The 16,241-nt window shown below is 70.6% G+C and carries 14 protein-coding genes and 2 tRNA genes; 14 read left to right on the plus strand and 2 right to left on the minus strand.

From position 1 onward, the window contains the following. The first annotated feature begins 121 nt into the window (after positions 1–121). The 3 genes from D8M34_RS15025 to D8M34_RS15035 all read left to right on the plus strand — a co-directional run bounded on the left by D8M34_RS15025 (position 122) and on the right by D8M34_RS15035 (position 1,989). Positions 122–622, plus strand: coding sequence for an amino-acid N-acetyltransferase (locus D8M34_RS15025; protein WP_025105480.1), 501 nt, complete (start codon positions 122–124; stop codon positions 620–622). Between the two features lie 61 nt (positions 623–683). Then, entirely contained in the window at positions 684–1,328 is a 645-nt protein-coding gene (locus D8M34_RS15030; protein WP_126894385.1) for a hypothetical protein, read from the plus strand. Between the two features lie 241 nt (positions 1,329–1,569). Then, complete coding sequence (locus tag D8M34_RS15035; RefSeq protein ID WP_025105482.1) at positions 1,570–1,989, plus strand: hypothetical protein; 420 nt, start codon at positions 1,570–1,572, stop codon at positions 1,987–1,989. Positions 1,990–2,007: 18 nt separating this feature from the next. On the opposite strand, the gene radA is transcribed toward D8M34_RS15035, so the two are convergent. Further along, a complete protein-coding gene (gene radA / locus D8M34_RS15040) occupies positions 2,008–3,375 on the minus strand; it encodes a DNA repair protein RadA (RefSeq protein WP_085605982.1) in 1,368 nt (455 codons plus the stop codon). Between the two features lie 100 nt (positions 3,376–3,475). On the opposite strand from radA, the gene D8M34_RS15045 reads away from it, so the two are divergent. Genes D8M34_RS15045 through cydC form a run of 5 tightly spaced genes read left to right on the plus strand, consistent with a single transcriptional unit; the run spans position 3,476 to position 9,914 of the window. Next, positions 3,476–4,150, plus strand: a complete 675-nt coding sequence (locus D8M34_RS15045; RefSeq protein WP_085605984.1) for a helix-turn-helix transcriptional regulator — start codon at positions 3,476–3,478, stop codon at positions 4,148–4,150. Further along, positions 4,137–5,552: a cytochrome ubiquinol oxidase subunit I gene (locus tag D8M34_RS15050; RefSeq protein WP_025105485.1), complete on the plus strand. Its 1,416-nt coding sequence runs from the start codon at positions 4,137–4,139 to the stop codon at positions 5,550–5,552. Before D8M34_RS15045 ends, D8M34_RS15050 begins: the two co-directional genes overlap by 14 nt. 14 nt (positions 5,553–5,566) lie before the next feature. Next, the gene (gene cydB, locus D8M34_RS15055; RefSeq protein WP_126894386.1) at positions 5,567–6,595 is read left to right on the plus strand and encodes a cytochrome d ubiquinol oxidase subunit II; all 1,029 of its coding nucleotides are present in this window, start codon (positions 5,567–5,569) and stop codon (positions 6,593–6,595) included. Next, positions 6,592–8,250, plus strand: a complete 1,659-nt coding sequence (gene cydD / locus D8M34_RS15060; protein ID WP_126894387.1) for a thiol reductant ABC exporter subunit CydD — start codon at positions 6,592–6,594, stop codon at positions 8,248–8,250. Before cydB ends, cydD begins: the two co-directional genes overlap by 4 nt. Then, positions 8,247–9,914 (plus strand): thiol reductant ABC exporter subunit CydC, encoded by a 1,668-nt coding sequence (cydC, locus tag D8M34_RS15065; protein WP_126894388.1) that lies wholly within the window; start codon positions 8,247–8,249, stop codon positions 9,912–9,914. Before cydD ends, cydC begins: the two co-directional genes overlap by 4 nt. 3 nt (positions 9,915–9,917) lie before the next feature. Here cydC and D8M34_RS15070 read toward each other — a convergent pair whose 3' ends face one another. Beyond that, positions 9,918–10,700, minus strand: a complete 783-nt coding sequence (locus tag D8M34_RS15070; protein ID WP_025105489.1) for a hypothetical protein — start codon at positions 10,698–10,700, stop codon at positions 9,918–9,920. A 176-nt stretch (positions 10,701–10,876) separates the two neighbouring features. Here D8M34_RS15070 and D8M34_RS15075 point away from each other — a divergent pair, with 176 nt between their 5' ends. The 6 genes from D8M34_RS15075 (at position 10,877) to D8M34_RS15100 (ending at position 15,848) form a co-directional block, all read left to right on the plus strand. Beyond that, positions 10,877–11,923 carry a hypothetical protein gene (locus D8M34_RS15075; protein ID WP_126894389.1) on the plus strand — a complete coding sequence of 349 codons (1,047 nt, stop codon included), beginning with the start codon at positions 10,877–10,879 and terminating at the stop codon, positions 11,921–11,923. Positions 11,924–11,968: 45 nt separating this feature from the next. Further along, positions 11,969–12,059: transfer RNA gene (locus D8M34_RS15080), tRNA-Ser, on the plus strand. Positions 12,060–12,150: 91 nt separating this feature from the next. Next, positions 12,151–12,223, plus strand: a tRNA-Ala gene (locus D8M34_RS15085). Positions 12,224–12,358: 135 nt separating this feature from the next. Continuing rightward, a complete protein-coding gene (locus D8M34_RS15090; RefSeq protein WP_085605873.1) occupies positions 12,359–13,087 on the plus strand; it encodes a GntR family transcriptional regulator in 729 nt (242 codons plus the stop codon). Positions 13,088–13,238: 151 nt separating this feature from the next. Continuing rightward, complete coding sequence (locus D8M34_RS15095; protein ID WP_174235395.1) at positions 13,239–14,453, plus strand: alpha-hydroxy acid oxidase; 1,215 nt, start codon at positions 13,239–13,241, stop codon at positions 14,451–14,453. A gap of 42 nt (positions 14,454–14,495) precedes the next feature. Further along, positions 14,496–15,848, plus strand: coding sequence for an MFS transporter (locus D8M34_RS15100; RefSeq protein ID WP_238695674.1), 1,353 nt, complete (start codon positions 14,496–14,498; stop codon positions 15,846–15,848). The last annotated feature ends 393 nt before the right edge of the window (positions 15,849–16,241 follow it).

Below are 16,241 nucleotides of genomic sequence, written 5' to 3' on the forward strand. Positions count from 1 at the left end.
ACTTCGGAGACGACAGTCGACACGCGGGGCGACGCCCCGGGGCGCCGGGGTGTCGCCCGGGATCTCCGAAGCTGTGCCGCGTCTGGGAGTCGTCGGGAGGAGCGGGTCCTAGGCTGGTCGGGTGAGCGCGTACATCGTCCGGCCGGCCCGCAGCGCCGACATCGTCAGCATCCGGAACCTGCTCCAGCCGATGGTGGAGCAGCGCATCCTGCTCGGCAAGGATCTCGCCGTGCTCTACGGCGCCGTGCAGGAGTTCGTCGTCGCCGAGGCGGACGGGGAGCTGATCGGCTGCGGGGCTCTGCACGTGATCTGGGAAGACCTCGGCGAGGTGCGCACCCTGCTCGTCCGCGACGACTGGCTCCACCACGGCGTCGGTCGGGCGATCGTCGAGCGGCTCGAGGAGAACGCGCGGTCGCTCGGGCTCACCCGCCTGTTCTGCCTCACGTTCGAGGTCGACTTCTTCGGGCGTCGCGGCTTCACCCCGATCGGGGAGCAGGTCGTCGATCCGGACGTGTACTCGCAGCTCCTGCGCAGCGGCGACGCCGGCGTCGAGGAGTTCCTCGACCTCGCGCATGTGAAGCCGAACACGCTCGGCAACACGCGCATGCTCAAGGTGCTCTGAGCCCCGGACCACCGCCTCGCGCCTCCCAGGCTCGCGGACGGGGATCGCTTAACCTGGAGGCATGCCCCGTCACTCCGCCGCCGTGTACCGTCGTCGGCGTCTGGCGGTACTGCTCGGGCTGATCCTCGTCCTCGCGATCGTCGGCGCGTCCGTCTGGCTCCTCATCGCCCGGCCGTGGGCGTCCACGGGGGCGCAGGAGCCGGCACCCGCACCGACCTCCTCCGCCTCCTCGGGGCCCACACCGTCCGGATCGGCCTCGCCCGCCCCCTCGCCGTCGGCGGATGCCACTCCGGCCGTCGTCCCCTGCGAGGCGAAGGACATCGAGGTCACGGCCGTCACGGATGCGGAGTCCTATCCCGACGGCGCTCTGCCGAAGCTCTCCATCTCCCTGACCAACAAGGGCACGAAGGACTGCACGATCGACGTGGGTTCCACGACCCAGGTGTTCACGATCTCCAGCGGCTCGGACGAGTGGTGGCGCTCGACGGACTGCCAGGAGAACCCCAGCAGCATGATCGCCACGCTCACCGCCGGGTCCACCGTGGTGAGCAAGGAGCCGGTCGTCTGGGACCGCACCCGGTCCAGTGTCGAGACCTGCGCACAGGAGAACCGTCAGCGTGCTCCCGGCGGTGGCGCCTCGTATCACGTGGGCGTCTCGATCGGCGGGTTCCCCAGCGCCACGACCACCCAGATCCTCCTGTTCTGAGCGCGCGACGGGCACTTGTGCTGACAGGGCCCGGTCTTTGGGATACCATAGAGGTGACTCTCCCGCTATGCGGCAACATGCCATCCCCAGTGGCGTCGAACTACAGCGTCCCCAGCGCTTCGACACCGCCGCTCGAGAGTCCGAGGGCCCTCTCGAGTACCCCAGTCCCCAATGGAGGACTCGAGAGGGCCCCAATCTTTCCCCGGCGCCGCCGCGCCGCCCCGATGCCTAAGCTGGAGGCATGGCAGCGAAGAAGGCGAAGTCCGGGAAGAGCGCGAAGAAGAAGCCGGCGCCCGAGGACTTCCGGTCCGAGGCTCTGGCGCTCGCCCTCGAGAAGCAGGACGTCGCCGCGGTGGCCCTCGCGCTGCGGCACGGCACCACCGTCGTCCCGCTCATCAAGCCGGGAGCGCGCGACAATCCGCTCGACAGCGGCGAGGTGTGGACCTATCGGGACCCGAACTCGGGTGACCTCGCCCTGCTGCTCTTCAGCGACGCGAAGAACAAGCCCGCCAACCTGCCGCCCGGGGTCGGCATCTACGACGCCGCCTGGCTGCGCGCGTTCCTCTCCGCCCACCCGATCACGACCGTGTTCCTCGACATCGCCGGGCCTCACCCGATGCAGGCCGACCCGGTGGAGCTGCTCAAGGCGCTCGACGCCTGACCCGGGCGCCCCTCCGACTCAGAACGGCGGGATGTCGCGGTCGGGGCGACGGGCGCTGTTCCGCGCCCTCACGTCGCCCAGCGCCGCGCGCAGGGTCTTCGAGCGGTCGTCCACCACCTGCTCGTAGCCGAGCCGGGCGGCCTCGGAGCGCCGCTGCGCCGCCTGCGTCACCGGCCGCACCTCGCCCGCGAGGCTGAGCTCGCCGACGGCGGCGACCGTGCGCGGCACCGAGATCATCTGGATGGACCCGGCGACGGCGATCGCGATGGCGAGATCGGCGGCGGGCTCCGTGAAGCGCACCCCGCCGACCGTGGACACGTAGACGTCGAGGCTGCCGGTGGGCACGCCCGCCCGGCGCTCGAGGATCGCCAGCACCATGGCCACCCGCGAGGAGTCGAGGCCGTGCACGATGCGCCGGGGGTTCGGCGCGTTGCTCGGCACGGTGAGCGCCTGCACCTCGACGGGGAGGGCGCGACGGCCCTCGAGGGAGATGGCCACGCAGGTCCCCGGCTCGGAGGCGCCCTGCGACAGGAACAGGCCGGAGGGGTCGGGCACCTCGGCGATGCCGTCTCCGGTCATCTCGAAGCAGCCGACCTCGTCGGTGGGACCGAAGCGGTTCTTGAGGGCACGGATGAAGCGCAGCGAGGTCTGCCGGTCGCCCTCGAAGTGGCACACGACGTCGACGAGGTGCTCCAGCACCCGGGGCCCCGCCACCTGGCCGTCCTTGGTCACATGGCCGACGATGATGATCGGCAGATCGCGCTCCTTCGCCACCCGGATCAGGGTCGCGGCGACCTCCCGCACCTGGCTGGGCTGACCGGCCGCGCCGTCGGTGAGCGACGACGACACGGTCTGCACGGAGTCGACGATGACGAGCTGCGGCTGCACCTCGTCGATGTGGCCGAGGATCGTGGCGAGGTCGGTCTCGCTCGCGAGGTAGAGCTCGTCGTGCAGGGCGCCCGTCCGCTCCGCTCGCAGGCGCACCTGGGCCGGCGACTCCTCGGCGCTGGCGTAGAGCACCCGTCGCCCGCTCCGCGCGGCCTGCGCGGCGACCTCGAGCAGCAGGGTGGACTTGCCGACGCCGGGCTCGCCGCTGAGGAGGATCGCGGCTCCCGGCACGATGCCGCCGCCGAGCACCCGGTCGAACTCGCCGACCCCACTCGTGCGGCGCGGCGCGTCCTGCGTCGTGATCTGCGTGATCGGCCGCGCCGCGCGATCGGCGGTCGGTGCGAGCGCGTTCACGCGACGGAGGATCCCGGTCTGCGCGGCCTGCTCCTGGACCGTGCCCCACTGCTGGCACTCCCCGCAGCGGCCCACCCACTTGGCCGTCGTCCACCCGCACTCGGTGCAGACGTACGCGGGGGGAGCGGGTTTCCGGGTGGCCATGCCCCCAGGCTATCGGCGGGATCAGACATCCCTATCGACCAGGCGATTATTCACGGCCCGCTTCCCCCGGCGGCCCCCGGCCCCGGCCGATAATTGAGACATGTCCAACGGCGGGTCCGTCTGCGGGCCGATCTCCAGCTACTCCCGGGTGCGCATCCTGCACCTCCTCTTCGAGGCCGGGCACTCCGGCGCCTCCGGAGAACTCGCGATCGGCGACCTGTGCGAGGCCACCGGCCTCCACCCGAACACCGTGCGCGAGCACCTGCAGCGGCTCATCGAGGGCGGCTACGTCATCCCGACCGTGGAGCACCGCACCACCCGGGGGCGCCCTCGGACGCTGTACCGCGCCGCCACCGGGGCCCCGGACGCCTCCAGTCCGGTCGCGCGGAACAAGGCCAAGGCCGCCGCCCGTCGCGGCGACCTGCTCCGCAGCGTCCTCCCCGGCACCGGGACCGCCCTCGGCAAGGACGCCACCTACCAGCTCGACGCCCTCGTCGAGCACCTGGAGGAGAGCGGCTTCGAGCCGGTCGTGGACGACCGCGGTCTGACCGTCGACCTGAGTCCGTGCCCGCACGCGGCCGGCCGGCCGGAGGACCGCCCGATGCTGTGCCAGGTGCATCTCGGGCTGATGCAGGGCATCCTTGCAGAAGCGGGGGGTCCGCTCGAAGCCGAGTGCGTGCGCGAGGCCGCGCAGCCCTCCGAATGCACCGTGCAGCTGCGCGACACCGCCGCGCAGGCGTCGAACAGAACGGGAGTCGCTCATGGAATGGCTTGATCCGCTCGCCCTGGCCCGATGGCAGTTCGGCCTGACGACCGTCTACCACTACCTCTTCGTCCCGCTGACGATCGGCATGGCGCTGGTCGCCGCCATCTTCCAGACCGCGTGGGTGCGTACCGGCAAGGTGCAGTACCTGCACCTCACCCGCTTCTTCGGCAAGATCTTCCTCATCAACTTCGCGATGGGCGTCGTCACCGGCATCGTGCAGGAGTTCCAGTTCGGCATGAACTGGTCGGACTACTCGCGCTTCGTCGGCGACGTCTTCGGCGCCCCGCTCGCCTTCGAGGGCCTGCTGGCGTTCTTCTTCGAGGCGACCTTCATCGGCCTCTGGATCTTCGGCTGGGACAAGCTCCCGCAGAAGATCCACCTGGCCACCATCTGGTGCGTCTCGATCGGCAGCATCCTGTCGGCGTACTTCATCATCGCCGCCAATGCGTTCATGCAGAACCCGGTCGGCTACACGTACAACGAGGTGACCAACCGCGCCGAGCTCACCGACTTCTGGGCGCTGCTGACGAACCCCGTCGCCCTCGCCGCGTTCCCGCACACCATCTTCGGCGCGCTCATGTTCGCCGCGGGTGTCGTCATCTCGGTGTCCGCCTGGCACCTGGCCCGCGGGCAGCACTTCGACACCATGCGCGTCTCGCTGAAGTTCGGCCTTTGGGCGATGATCTTCTCCACCGCGGGCGTCGTGCTCACGGGCGACCAGCTCGGTCTGGCGATGTACGCCGCACAGCCGATGAAGATGGCCGCCGCCGAGGCGACGTTCAACACCGTCTGCGGCGCCGATGCCTCCTTCAGCATCTTCACGCTGGGCACGCCGGACGGAAGCTCGGAGCTGTTCTCGATCCGGGTGCCGTACCTGCTGTCGCTGCTGTCGACCCACACGCTCGACGCCTGTGTGCACGGCATCAACGACCTGAACGCCGAGTACGCCCAGACGTATGCGAGCACCGGTCTCACCGACTTCGCCCCTGTCCTGTGGATCACCTACTGGTCGTTCCGCTGGATGATCGGCCTCGGCATGGCCGCCGCCCTCGTCGCCGTCGCCGGCCTCTGGGTCACCCGCAAGAAGGCCACCAAGCCGGTCGCGCCGTGGATGTGGAAGGTCGCGATCTGGTCGTTCCCGCTCGCGCTCGCCGCCAACATCATGGGCTGGGTGTTCACCGAGATGGGTCGACAGCCCTGGATCGTGTTCGGTCTGATGTCCACCCGCGACGGCGTCTCGCCCGGCGTGAGCGGACTCGAGGTCCTGATCTCGCTGATCGCCTTCACCGCGATCTACGCCGCGCTGGCCGTGGTCGAGGTCCGGCTGATCGTCAAGGCCGCCCAGAAGGGGCCGGACACCGACGAACAGCCCCATGAGGAGACGGCTCAGCTGCCGTCGGTCGTGTACTGAGAGGAACGAGCATCATGGATCTCGCAACGATCTGGTTCTGGGTGGTCGCCTTCCTGTTCGTCGGCTACTTCGTCCTCGACGGGTTCGACTTCGGTGTCGGCATGTCGCTGCCGTTCCTCGGCAAGAACGACGTGTCGCGCCGACAGGTCATCAACACGATCGGTCCCGTGTGGGACCTCAACGAGACGTGGGTCATCGTGGCCGGGGCCTCGCTCTTCGCCTCGTTCCCCGAGTGGTACGCCACGCTGTTCAGCGGGTTCTACCTGCCGCTGCTGCTCATCCTGCTCGCGCTCATCCTCCGCGGCGTCTCGTTCGAGTACCGCCATCAGCGGGAGAGCAGGAAGTGGAAGCAGGGCTTCGACCGGATGATCGTCATCGGCTCGGTCGTCCCGGCACTGCTCTGGGGCGTCGCCTTCGGCAACATCGTGCAGGGGGTGGCGATCGATGAGAACCACATCTACGTCGGCGGCTTCTTCTCGCTGCTCAACCCGTACGCGCTGCTGGTCGGCGTGACGACCCTGCTGCTCTTCTTCCTGCACGGCGTGCTGTTCGTCGCGCTGAAGACGGACGGCCAGGTGCACGAGGACGCGCAGAAGCTCGCGAAGAAGGCCGCCATCCCGACGATCCTCGTCGCGGCCGCGACGGTGATCTGGACGGTCGCGATCGCGATGGGCCGCGAGGCTCCGCTGCTCTGGCTGGTCATCGGAGCCGGTGCGCTCGCGGCGGTCAGCCTGATCGCGGCGGTCGGCTTCTCGCTGGTCCATCGCGAGGGGTGGGCGTTCTTCTCCGGCATGCTCACGGTCATGTTCGCCGTCGTCATGCTGTTCTCCGCCCTGTTCCCGTTCGTCATGCCGTCGACCATCGATCCGGCGTACAGTCTCACGATCGCCAACGCGTCCAGCACTCCGTATACGCTGCAGATCATGAGCTGGACCGCGCTGATCGCCCTCCCGCTGGTCATCGCGTACCAGACCTGGACCTACTGGGTGTTCCGCAAGCGCGTCACCCGCCGGTCGATCGAGGGGGCTCCGGCGCACACGTGAAACCCGTCGATCCGAGGCTGCTCCGATACGCGGCCGCCGCCCGGGGGTTCCTCCTGGCGTCGGCCGCGATCGGCGTCTTCCAGACCGCGGTGACGATCGCCTTCGCGTGGCTCCTCACCGAGGCGGTCGTCGGGGCCATCGCGGGGCGCGATGTCACCGTGATCCTGGTCTGGCTGCTCGGGACCGCCCTCCTGCGGGGTCTGCTCATCGCCGCCTCCGACGCCGCGGGCACGCAGGCCGCCGCCCGGACCGGGATGCAGCTGCGCGCGGCGCTCGTCGCGGCCGTCGGACGCCTCGGCCCCGGGTGGCTCGCACAGCGCAACCAGACGCAGATCGCCGTCACCGCCGGTCACGGCCTGGAAGCCCTGGACGCGTACTTCGCGCGGTACATCCCGCAGCTCGTGCTCACCGTCATCGCGACGCCGGTGCTCGTCGCGGTCATGTGGTGGCAGGACTGGCCGAGCGGACTCACCGCCGTCATCACCCTGCCGCTCATCCCGCTGTTCCTCATCCTCATCGGCATCGCGACCCGCACGGTGCAGAAGAAGCAGTGGCAGACGCTGCAGCACCTCGCCGCCCGCTTCGCCGACACGGTGCAGGGGCTGTCGACGCTGCGGCTGTTCGGCCGGGACCGTCGGGCAGCCGACCGCATCGAGGTGACCGCCGACGAGTACCGCCGCGAGACCATGAAGGTGCTGCGGTTCTCGTTCCTGTCGGGGTTCGCGATGGAGCTGCTGTCGTCGCTCGCGGTCGCGCTCATCGCGGTCGCGGTCGGGTTCCGGCTGCTGTCGGGCGACCTGAGTCTGGAGGTCGGTCTCTTCGTGCTGCTGCTCGCCCCCGAGGCGTTCCTCCCGATCCGTCAGGTGGGCGTGCAGTTCCACGCGGCGGCCGAGGGCGTCGCGGCCACGGAAGACGTGTTCGACGTGCTGGATGCGGCGCGCGACCGGGACCGGGGCGGCGTGCGCCCGCACGACCTCGGCACGGATGCACGACCGAACCCCGTGGACTCGTCCGGCAGCCGGGCCGACGTCGTGCAGGCGGGACGGGAACTCGTGGTCGAGGGGCTCCGCGTGCGAGACCTTCCGCCGGTGTCCTTCGTCGCGGAGCCGGGGACGGTGACCCTGATCGAGGGGCCGAGCGGCTCCGGGAAGTCGAGTCTGCTCGCCGCTCTCCGCGGGGCGGTGGACTCCACGGGCACGGCGACCTGGGACGGACGGGACATCGCCGAGCTCGCACCGTCCGACTGGCTCGCCTGGGCCGGGCAGACGCCGGGGCTGATGCGCGGCACGGTCGCGGAGAACGTCGCCCTCGGGGATGCCGCTCCCGACCTCGCCCGTGTGCGCCGGGCGCTTGACGCCGCGTGCGCCGAGGGCATCGACGCCGACCGCGTGCTGGGTGTGCAGGGCGCAGGGCTGTCGGGCGGACAGGCGCAGCGCGTCGCGGTGGCCAGGGCGCTGTACCGCCACGACGGAATGCCGGAGCGGATGCTCGCGCTCGATGAGCCCTCCAGCGCCCTCGACGTCGACACCGAGGAGCGGCTGTGGCGGTCGCTGCGCGCGCGAGCGGATGCCGGCGCCACCGTCCTGCTCGTCTCGCACCGCCGCTCGGCCAGGGACATCGCCGACCGGATCGTGGCGCTGGGGGTGAGTGCATGAGCGAGACGATCCGCAGCGACCGGGTCCGGGAGGTGCTCCGGCTCGCGCAGCCACCGTTCCGCCGCTTCCTCCCCGGGCTGATCTGGGGCGTGCTGTCGGCGGCCGCCGCCGTGAGCCTCCTCGCGGTGAGCGGCTGGCTGATCGTGAGCGCGTCGATCGTCGACTCCCTCGTGCCGCTGTCCATCGCGGTCGTCGGGGTGCGGTTCTTCGCCGTGACCAGGGCCGTCACGCGGTACCTCGAGCGGCTGAGCGGTCACGACGCCGCGCTCCGACAGCTCGCCACGACCCGGTCCGACATGGTGCGCCGCCTCATCCCGCTCTCGCCGGCGGGGCTCGGCGCGACGGACCGGGGCCAGGTGCTCGCGGCCCTCGTCGAAGACGTCGAGAACCTGCAGAACCTCCCGCTCCGGGTCGTGCAGCCGCTCGCCGTCTCGGGCGTCGTCGCCCTGGGGGCCGTCGGCTTCCTCGCCTTCGTGTCGCCACCCGCCGCGCTGACCCTCGCCGTCTGCCTCCTCGTCGCCGCGCTCGCCGCCGTCGGGCTGGGCTGGATCTTCGGCTCCCGCGCGGAGGCCGCGGTGTCGGCGCGTCGGGGCGAGGTGTCCGCCGCCCTCGTCGACTACTTCGGCAGCCTCGACGTGCTGCTCGCGTTCGGCGCGGAGGCGCAGGCCCGAGAGCGGATCCGCGTCGCGGATGCCGCCCTGCGTCGGGTCGTCGGTCGGGCGTCGCTGGCGCAGGCCGTCGCGGCCGGAGTGGTCTCGCTGATGGCCGGCGCCGCCTCGGTGTGGGCGCTGGCGGTGGCAGCCCCGGGCCTCGCCACCGGAGCCATCGACGCTCCGTGGCTCGCGGTCGCGGTGCTCGTGCCGATGGTCGTGTTCGAAGTGTTCGGCGCCGTGCCCATCGCGGCGGCTTCGTGGCGCAGCGTCCGCGCGAGCGCGGAGCGCATCGTGGACGTGCTGCCCGAACGGATGCCGCCGGAGCTGCGGACCGACGCGGGGCAGGATGTCGAGGTCGAGGGCGTGCCCGCGCTCACGCTGCGGGGAGCCACGGCGCACTGGCCCGGCGGCGCGCCGGCGCTGACCGGGGTGGACCTCGACCTCGCGCCCGGCGAGCGGGTGCTCGTCTCCGGGGCGAGCGGGGCGGGCAAGAGCTCGCTGGCGGCCGCGCTCGTGGGCTTCCTCCGCGTGGTCGGCGAGTACCGGATCGGCGATCTCGACGCGGCGGCGCTGTCCGGACCGTCGCTGCGCCGCGTCGTCGGTCTGTGCGAGCAGCAGCCGCAGCTCTTCGACGAGGACGTGCGGCAGAACCTCCTCTTCGCCAGGGACACCGCCACCGACGAGGAGCTCCTCGCCGTGCTCGACCGTGTGGGACTCGCGGCGTGGGTGCGCGAGCGCGGAGGGCTCGATGCGCGGGTGGGCGACCGTGGTGCACTGGTGTCCGGCGGTCAGGCGCAGCGGATCGCTCTGGCTCGCGCGCTGCTCCGCGGCTTCCCGGTGCTCGTGCTGGACGAGCCGACGGCGGGCGTCGACCCCGAGGCCTCGGACGCTCTCCTGCGCGACCTGCTGCAGGCGACGGGGGAGCAGTCGGTGCTGCTCATCTCGCACGTGGCGCCGCCCGCGGGGACGGTCGACCGGGCCGTGCGGATCGAGGGCGGCCGGACGGTCTGAGCCTCAGCCGACGAGGTTCATGTCGGCGGGCGGCTCCATCACGATGCCCTGCGCCTCGAACGCGCGACGGCGCTCCTCGATCCGGCGGTGCATCTCGACCTGGGCCTCGTCCACCACACGCGGGTCGAGGTCGACCGTCGGCGGATGCGGGTCGCCGTGGTGCGCGGCGATGTACGCATCGAGCTCGGGGCCGCTGGTCCAGGAGGTGATGAGCGCGTACCGGGGGCCTGTCCCGCGATGCCACACGGCATGCCAGAAGCGCTGCGTGTCGACGATGATCCGGGAGCCGGCGCGCAGCGGCAGCCGGACCTCGGTGGCCGGGTCGAACCGGTCGGAGCGGAGGATGAGCATCGAGTCGGTGTCGTCGGTGAGGTTGTAATACCCGCGGACCACCCAGCCCGTGCCCGGCTCGTTGAGGCGGTTGTTGTCGTCCTGGTGCAGGTTGTAGATCGCGTCGGCGTAGTCGTTCGGCTGGAGCTCGATGACCCGGCAGCGGCCGACGCCGGCGCCGGGGGCCAGGGCACGGCGCTGCAGGGTCGGGGCGATCGCGACCTGCGAGGGAATCCAGACGCCGTCCTTGTCGGTGCGCGGCGGCGTGTGGTTCCAGAAGCCGTTGCAGTCGATCTCGCCCGCGTAGCTCGTCAGGGGTGCGAAGCGGGTGATGCCGGAGGAGCGCCAGCCGACGTACTCGAGGTCCTGCCACTCGGACGGGTCCACCGGGGTGGTCTCGTCGTCGAGGACCACGTATCCGGTCTCGGCGAGCGCCGCAGACGTGATGAATCCCATGCTGCTTGCATCCTTCCCGTCGTTCTGCCCCCGGAGGCGGCGGGTTCTTAGGCAATCCTAATCCCGACCTCCCCTCGGCGACCCACCCCCTTGCGTGTGTCCCACCCCCTTCCGGCCGCACGCAGAGGGGTGGCTCGGCCGGAAAGGGGTGGGTCGGCGAGGGATATCCTGAGGCCATGACGCAGCCCCAGGGTGCCCTTCTCGTGGGCAGTGTGAACTTCGACGATGCCGAGACGACGATGCGCACCGCTGCGGAGCTGCTCGGCGACCGGTTGCGTCGCATCCCGGACGGCGAGGTGGGCAAACGGTTCCACTGGATCATGTTCCAGCCCGACGTCATCGGCCAGGCGGACGGCATCGAGCGGATCGGCGACGAGCCCATCCCGTTCCCCGCCGGCATCGACGCCCGGGGCCTCCGGATCGCCGAGGGCGTGGACCCGGCGACGATCGCGCTGCCTCCGCTGGAGTACGCCTCCGCGGCGATCGAGTCGTACGGCCTCTTCGCCCGGCTGCGGGAGGAGGGAGTGGTCGCCGCGGGCACCCGGTTCCAGGTCTCGCTGCCCACCCCGCTCGCCGTCATCTCCTCGTTCTTCCACGGCGACGACCGGGCCGCGATCGAGCCCGTGTACACCGCCGCGATGCTCCGCGAGCTCGACGAGATCCTCGCCGCGATCCCGCACGACGACCTCGCGGTGCAGTGGGACGTCGCGAGCGAGATGGGGATCCTCGAGGGCGCCTCCGGCTACGGCGCCGTCATGGAGGGGTGGTGGCCCGGCGACCCGTTCGACGGCCTCGTCTCGCGTCTCGCCGCCCTCGTCGATGCCGTCCCGGACGACGTCGAGGTGGGCGTGCACCTCTGCTACGGCGACGCGGGGGAGAAGCACTTCTTCGAGCCGACCGACGCCGGCTCCCTCGTCCGCTACGCCAACGCCGTCATCGCCGCGGCCCACCGTCCGCTCACCTGGCTGCACCTTCCCGTGCCGATCGGCCACGATGACGAGGCCTACTTCGCCCCGCTCGCCGCGCTCACCCCGGTCGAGGAGCTCTACCTCGGCCTCGTGCACCGGGAGGACGGCGCGGAGGGTGCGCGTCGCCGGATCGCCGCCGCCGTCCCGTTCGCGCCGGAGTTCGGCGTCGCCACGGAGTGCGGCATCGGGCGCGCCCCCGCCGGCTCCACGGAGGGCATCCTCCGCGCCCACGCCGAGGTCGCCGCCGCCTGGTGACCCGCCGATTCGCGCGCTCGGCCCCGGTGTCGTAAACTGATCCGCGGTGACGTGTCCGAGCGGCCGAAGGTGCAACTCTCGAAAAGTTGTGTAGGGTAACCCCCTACCGTGGGTTCAAATCCCACCGTCACCGCCACCACGAAGGCCCCGACTCCCCTGGAAACATGGAGATGCGGGGCCTTCGTCATGTCCGGGATCGCGAGCGTGATAACGTAGATGTCGTTCACGGGCCTATGGCGCAGTTGGTAGCGCGCCTCGTTCGCATCGAGGAGGTCAGGGGTTCGAATCCCCTTAGGTCCACAGGAACAGAACGAAAGAACCTCGCCCCGCATCTCGCGGGGCGAGGTTCTTTCGTTGGCGCACGGGGCTGATCCGATCGCCGCGACGGGACCGCTCGGCGGCAGGGGTCCGATTCGGTGCCCCTAGGCTGAGGGCATGGACGCGACGCCCAGCGAATCCGGCTCGACCCTGCACACGCATGCCGTCGACAGCCAGCGCCGTGCCGCGGCCCTCGGCGAGGGGAATCGGGTGCTGTCGCGTACGCAGAAGGTGTACGTGGCGCTCCGGGACGACATCGTCCGCACCCGGCTCGCCCCGGGCGAGGTCGTCATCGAACCCGAGCTGGCCGCGCGGTTCGGGGTGTCGAAGACGCCGGTGCGTGAGGCCCTGCAGATCCTCGTCGTCGAGGGGCTCGTCGTCGCCCTTCCCCGACGCGGATACGTCGTCCGCCCGCTGGGCATCAACGAGGTGCGCGAGGTGCTCGACCTGCGGTTGATCATCGAACCGCCGATGGCCGCGAGTGCGACGCGCTACGGCAGCGAGGCCTTCGTCGAGGAGCTCAGCTCGATCCTGGACGCGCAGCGCAGCGGCTCCGGCACGGCGGAGCTGACCGATGCGGCCCGCGCGTTCCACGAGTGCATCCTCGGCGCGGCGCGCAACGCTCGGGCGAAGACGCTCATGAGCGGCCTGTTCGACGAGACGACGCGGAGCCATCATCTGATCCCGGCGATCGATGCGCGCATCCACTCGGACGTCGAGAACAACGGTCACCAGCAGGTGCTCGAGGCGATCCGCACCGGCGATCCGCGGGCGGCCGAGGAGGCCATGCGCCAACACCTCGTCGAGCTGCGGGAGTTCGTCCTCCAGGCGTTCCTCGAAGCCTGACGCCTCCGCGGCGTACGCGCAATCCGTCACACCTCCGTCAGATATATCTGAGGAATATCGCTATTGTGCCCAAGATATTTGGGAGCTATGGTGGTGCCGACACCGCGGTCGGCTCTTCGGCCTCGATGGGAGTTGCCGAGAGGATCCAGGTTTGTTGCGACGTCGCATCCGCACCTTCACCGAGCTGTTGAGCTTCGCTCCGCCCGCCCTTCCCACCGAGGCGACGCGCGTCGCCGAGGCGCGCTGTCTCGACGATCTGCGACGGCTCGCGAAGCGACGGGTGCCCGGATTCATCTTCGACTACGTCGAGGGTGCCGCGGTGACCGAACAGGCCGCTCGGGACAACGAGGCCGCCTTCGCCCGCCGGAGGTTCGTGCCCACGGTCACCGAGAGTGCCGCGGGGGCGACGCTCACCACCCGCCTGCTGGGACGCGAGCACGCGATGCCCATCGGCATCGCTCCGATCGGTCTCACCGCCCTCATGCGTGCGGCCGGCGAAACCGACGGGGCCCGTGCGGCCGCCAACCGTGACGTGCCGTTCGTGCTCTCCACGATGGGAACGCGGAGCATCGAGCACGTCGCCGACGCCGCACCCGCCGCACGGCGCTGGTTCCAGCTCTACCTGCGGCGCGATCGCGACGCGTCTCTCGCGCTCGTCGAGCGGGCCGCCGCTGCCGGCTTCGACACCCTCGTCCTCACTGTCGACACACGCGTGCCGGGACAGCGGTACCGCGACGACCGCAACCGGCTCTCGATGCCGCCGCGTCTGACCTTGCGCACCGCCGTGCAGTCGGCACTGCGTCCCTCCTGGACCCTCGATCTGCTGGCCCACGACGCGCCGGCCATGGCGAACTTCGGCCCGCGTTCCGGACGCGTCACCGACGTGGTGGGCAGCATGTTCGATCCCGCGCTGTCCTTGGACGACGTGCGCTGGCTGCGGACACACTGGAGCGGGCCGATCGTCGTGAAGGGCGTGCTCTCCGCCGTCGACGCCGAACGCTTCATCGACGCCGGCGCGGATGCCATCTGGGTCTCCAACCACGGCGGTCGTCAGCTCGACCGCGCGATCGCGCCCGTCGAGATCGTGGGCGCCGTGCGCGCCGCCGTCGGCGACGATGTGCCGATCCTGCTCGACTCCGGCATCCGCAGCGGCCTCGACGTGGTGGCCGCGATCGCGTGCGGAGCCGACTTCGTCTTCCTCGGCCGGGGATACATGTACGGCCTGATGGCGGGCGGCCGGGTGGGGGTCGAGAGGGCGCTCGCCCTGGTGGCGAACGAGACCCTGTCGACGATGCAGCTTCTCGGCGTGCGCACGACCGCCGAGCTGCGCGGCCGGGGGACCGCCGTCCTCGCGCCGACCGGATAGCCACGACCACGCCAGCACTTTTCAATGACGAAAGGACACCCCATGGCCCACGAACAGCAGCGCACCATGACCCCGCAGGCGAGGCGGGCGATCGCCGCCGCCTACTTCGGCACCCTCATCGAGTGGTACGACTACGCGCTCTACGGCGCCGCCGCCGGCCTGGTGATCGGCCCGCTCTTCTTCCCGGACGTCATCCCGGCCTCCGCCTCGATGCTGGCCTTCGCGACCTTCGCCGTCGGCTTCGTGGTGCGGCCGCTCGGCGGCCTCATCATCTCCCACCTCGGGGATCGGGTCGGCCGGAAGCCCGCGATGATCCTGACCATCGTGCTCATGGGCATCGCGACCGTGGGGATCGGGCTCCTCCCGACCGCCGAGGCGATCGGGGTGGCGGCGCCGATCCTGCTGATCCTGTTCCGTTTCGTGCAGGGCTTCGGTGCCGGTGCGGAACTCGCGGGCGCGCTCACGCTCGTCGCCGAGTACGCCCCCGAGCGCCGCCGTGGCCGGGTCATCGGACTGGTCACCTCGGGTGCTCCCGGGGGCGCCTTCCTCGCGACGCTGGCCTTCACCTTCGCCTCGATGCTGCCCGGCGACGTGTTGCTGGGCGGGGCCTGGCGCATCCCGTTCCTGGTCTCCGCCGTGCTCTTCGTCCTCGCGCTGTGGATCCGTCGTCGCCTCGAGGAGACGCCGGAGTACCGGGCCGCGGTGGCGAACGCCGAGCAGGCCGCGACGAAGGTGCCTCTGGCGGAGCTGTTCCGCCGCAGCCCCCGCGAGCTCGTCGTCGGCTTCTTCAGCGTGTGCGGCCACAACGTGACGAACTACGTGCTCAGCGCCTTCGCCCTCAGCTACCTCACGCTGACGGTCGGGATGCCCCGGGTCCAGGCACTGGTCGCCGTGCTCGTCGCCTCGCTCCTCACCGCCTTCGCACCCGTCCTCGGCGGGATCGCGGTGGATCGCTTCGGAGCCAAGCGCGTTGTGATCTTCGGCTCCGTCGCCGGGATCGTCCTCACCTACCCGGTCTTCCTCTCGCTGCAGTCGGGCGACCCGGTGTGGGCGGCTCTCGGGATGACGGCGCTCGGCGTCATCGCCGTGGGGGCGACCGCGGCCTCCACCGGGACGTTCCTCACGAACCTCTTCCCGACGCGGTACCGCTTCACCGGCGTCGCGACGGCCCGGGAGCTGAACGGCGCCCTGGTCGCCGGACCCACCCCGCTCATCGCCACGGCGCTCGTCGCGGCCGCCGGGGGAGGCCTCTGGTTCGTGGTGCTGTTCGTCATCGGTGCCTGCCTGGTGTCGCTGCTGGCCGTCGTCGCGACGCCGAAGCGCGTCGGGGATCTGCAGCCCGAGGACCACTCCGACTCCTCCCGGTTCGCGCCGGCGGGAAGGGCCGCGGACTGAGGGGGCGGGCGACACGCCCGGGAATCGGCGGTGATTTGCCCGATGCCCGGAACCCACGTAGGTTATTACCTGTTCGCCCCAAACGGTTGAGCGGAGGTCCTCGGACCGGCTCCCGTCAAGCATCGAACACCTCCCGAATCCCACACACTCACAGAGTGAACAGGATGAAGGATGCTGATCCGTTCCCACGGTCAGGCCGAAGAAACTCGGACTTGACAACGGAAACGAGATCGGTAAGATAGAGAAGTTGCCCTGCGGGCCTGGTCGTGATGGCTGGGTCGTGGGAGCATCCGATCCTTGAGAACTCAACAGCGTGCACTTGTCAAATGCCAAATTATCCTCGTCTAGCTTCGGCTGGGTGAGAATTCCTTTGGATCAAAGACCAACCTCTTT

Origin of the sequence: Microbacterium sp. HSID17254 (assembly GCF_003989315.1) — a bacterium.
In the GTDB taxonomy this organism is placed as follows: Bacteria; Actinomycetota; Actinomycetes; order Actinomycetales; family Microbacteriaceae; genus Microbacterium.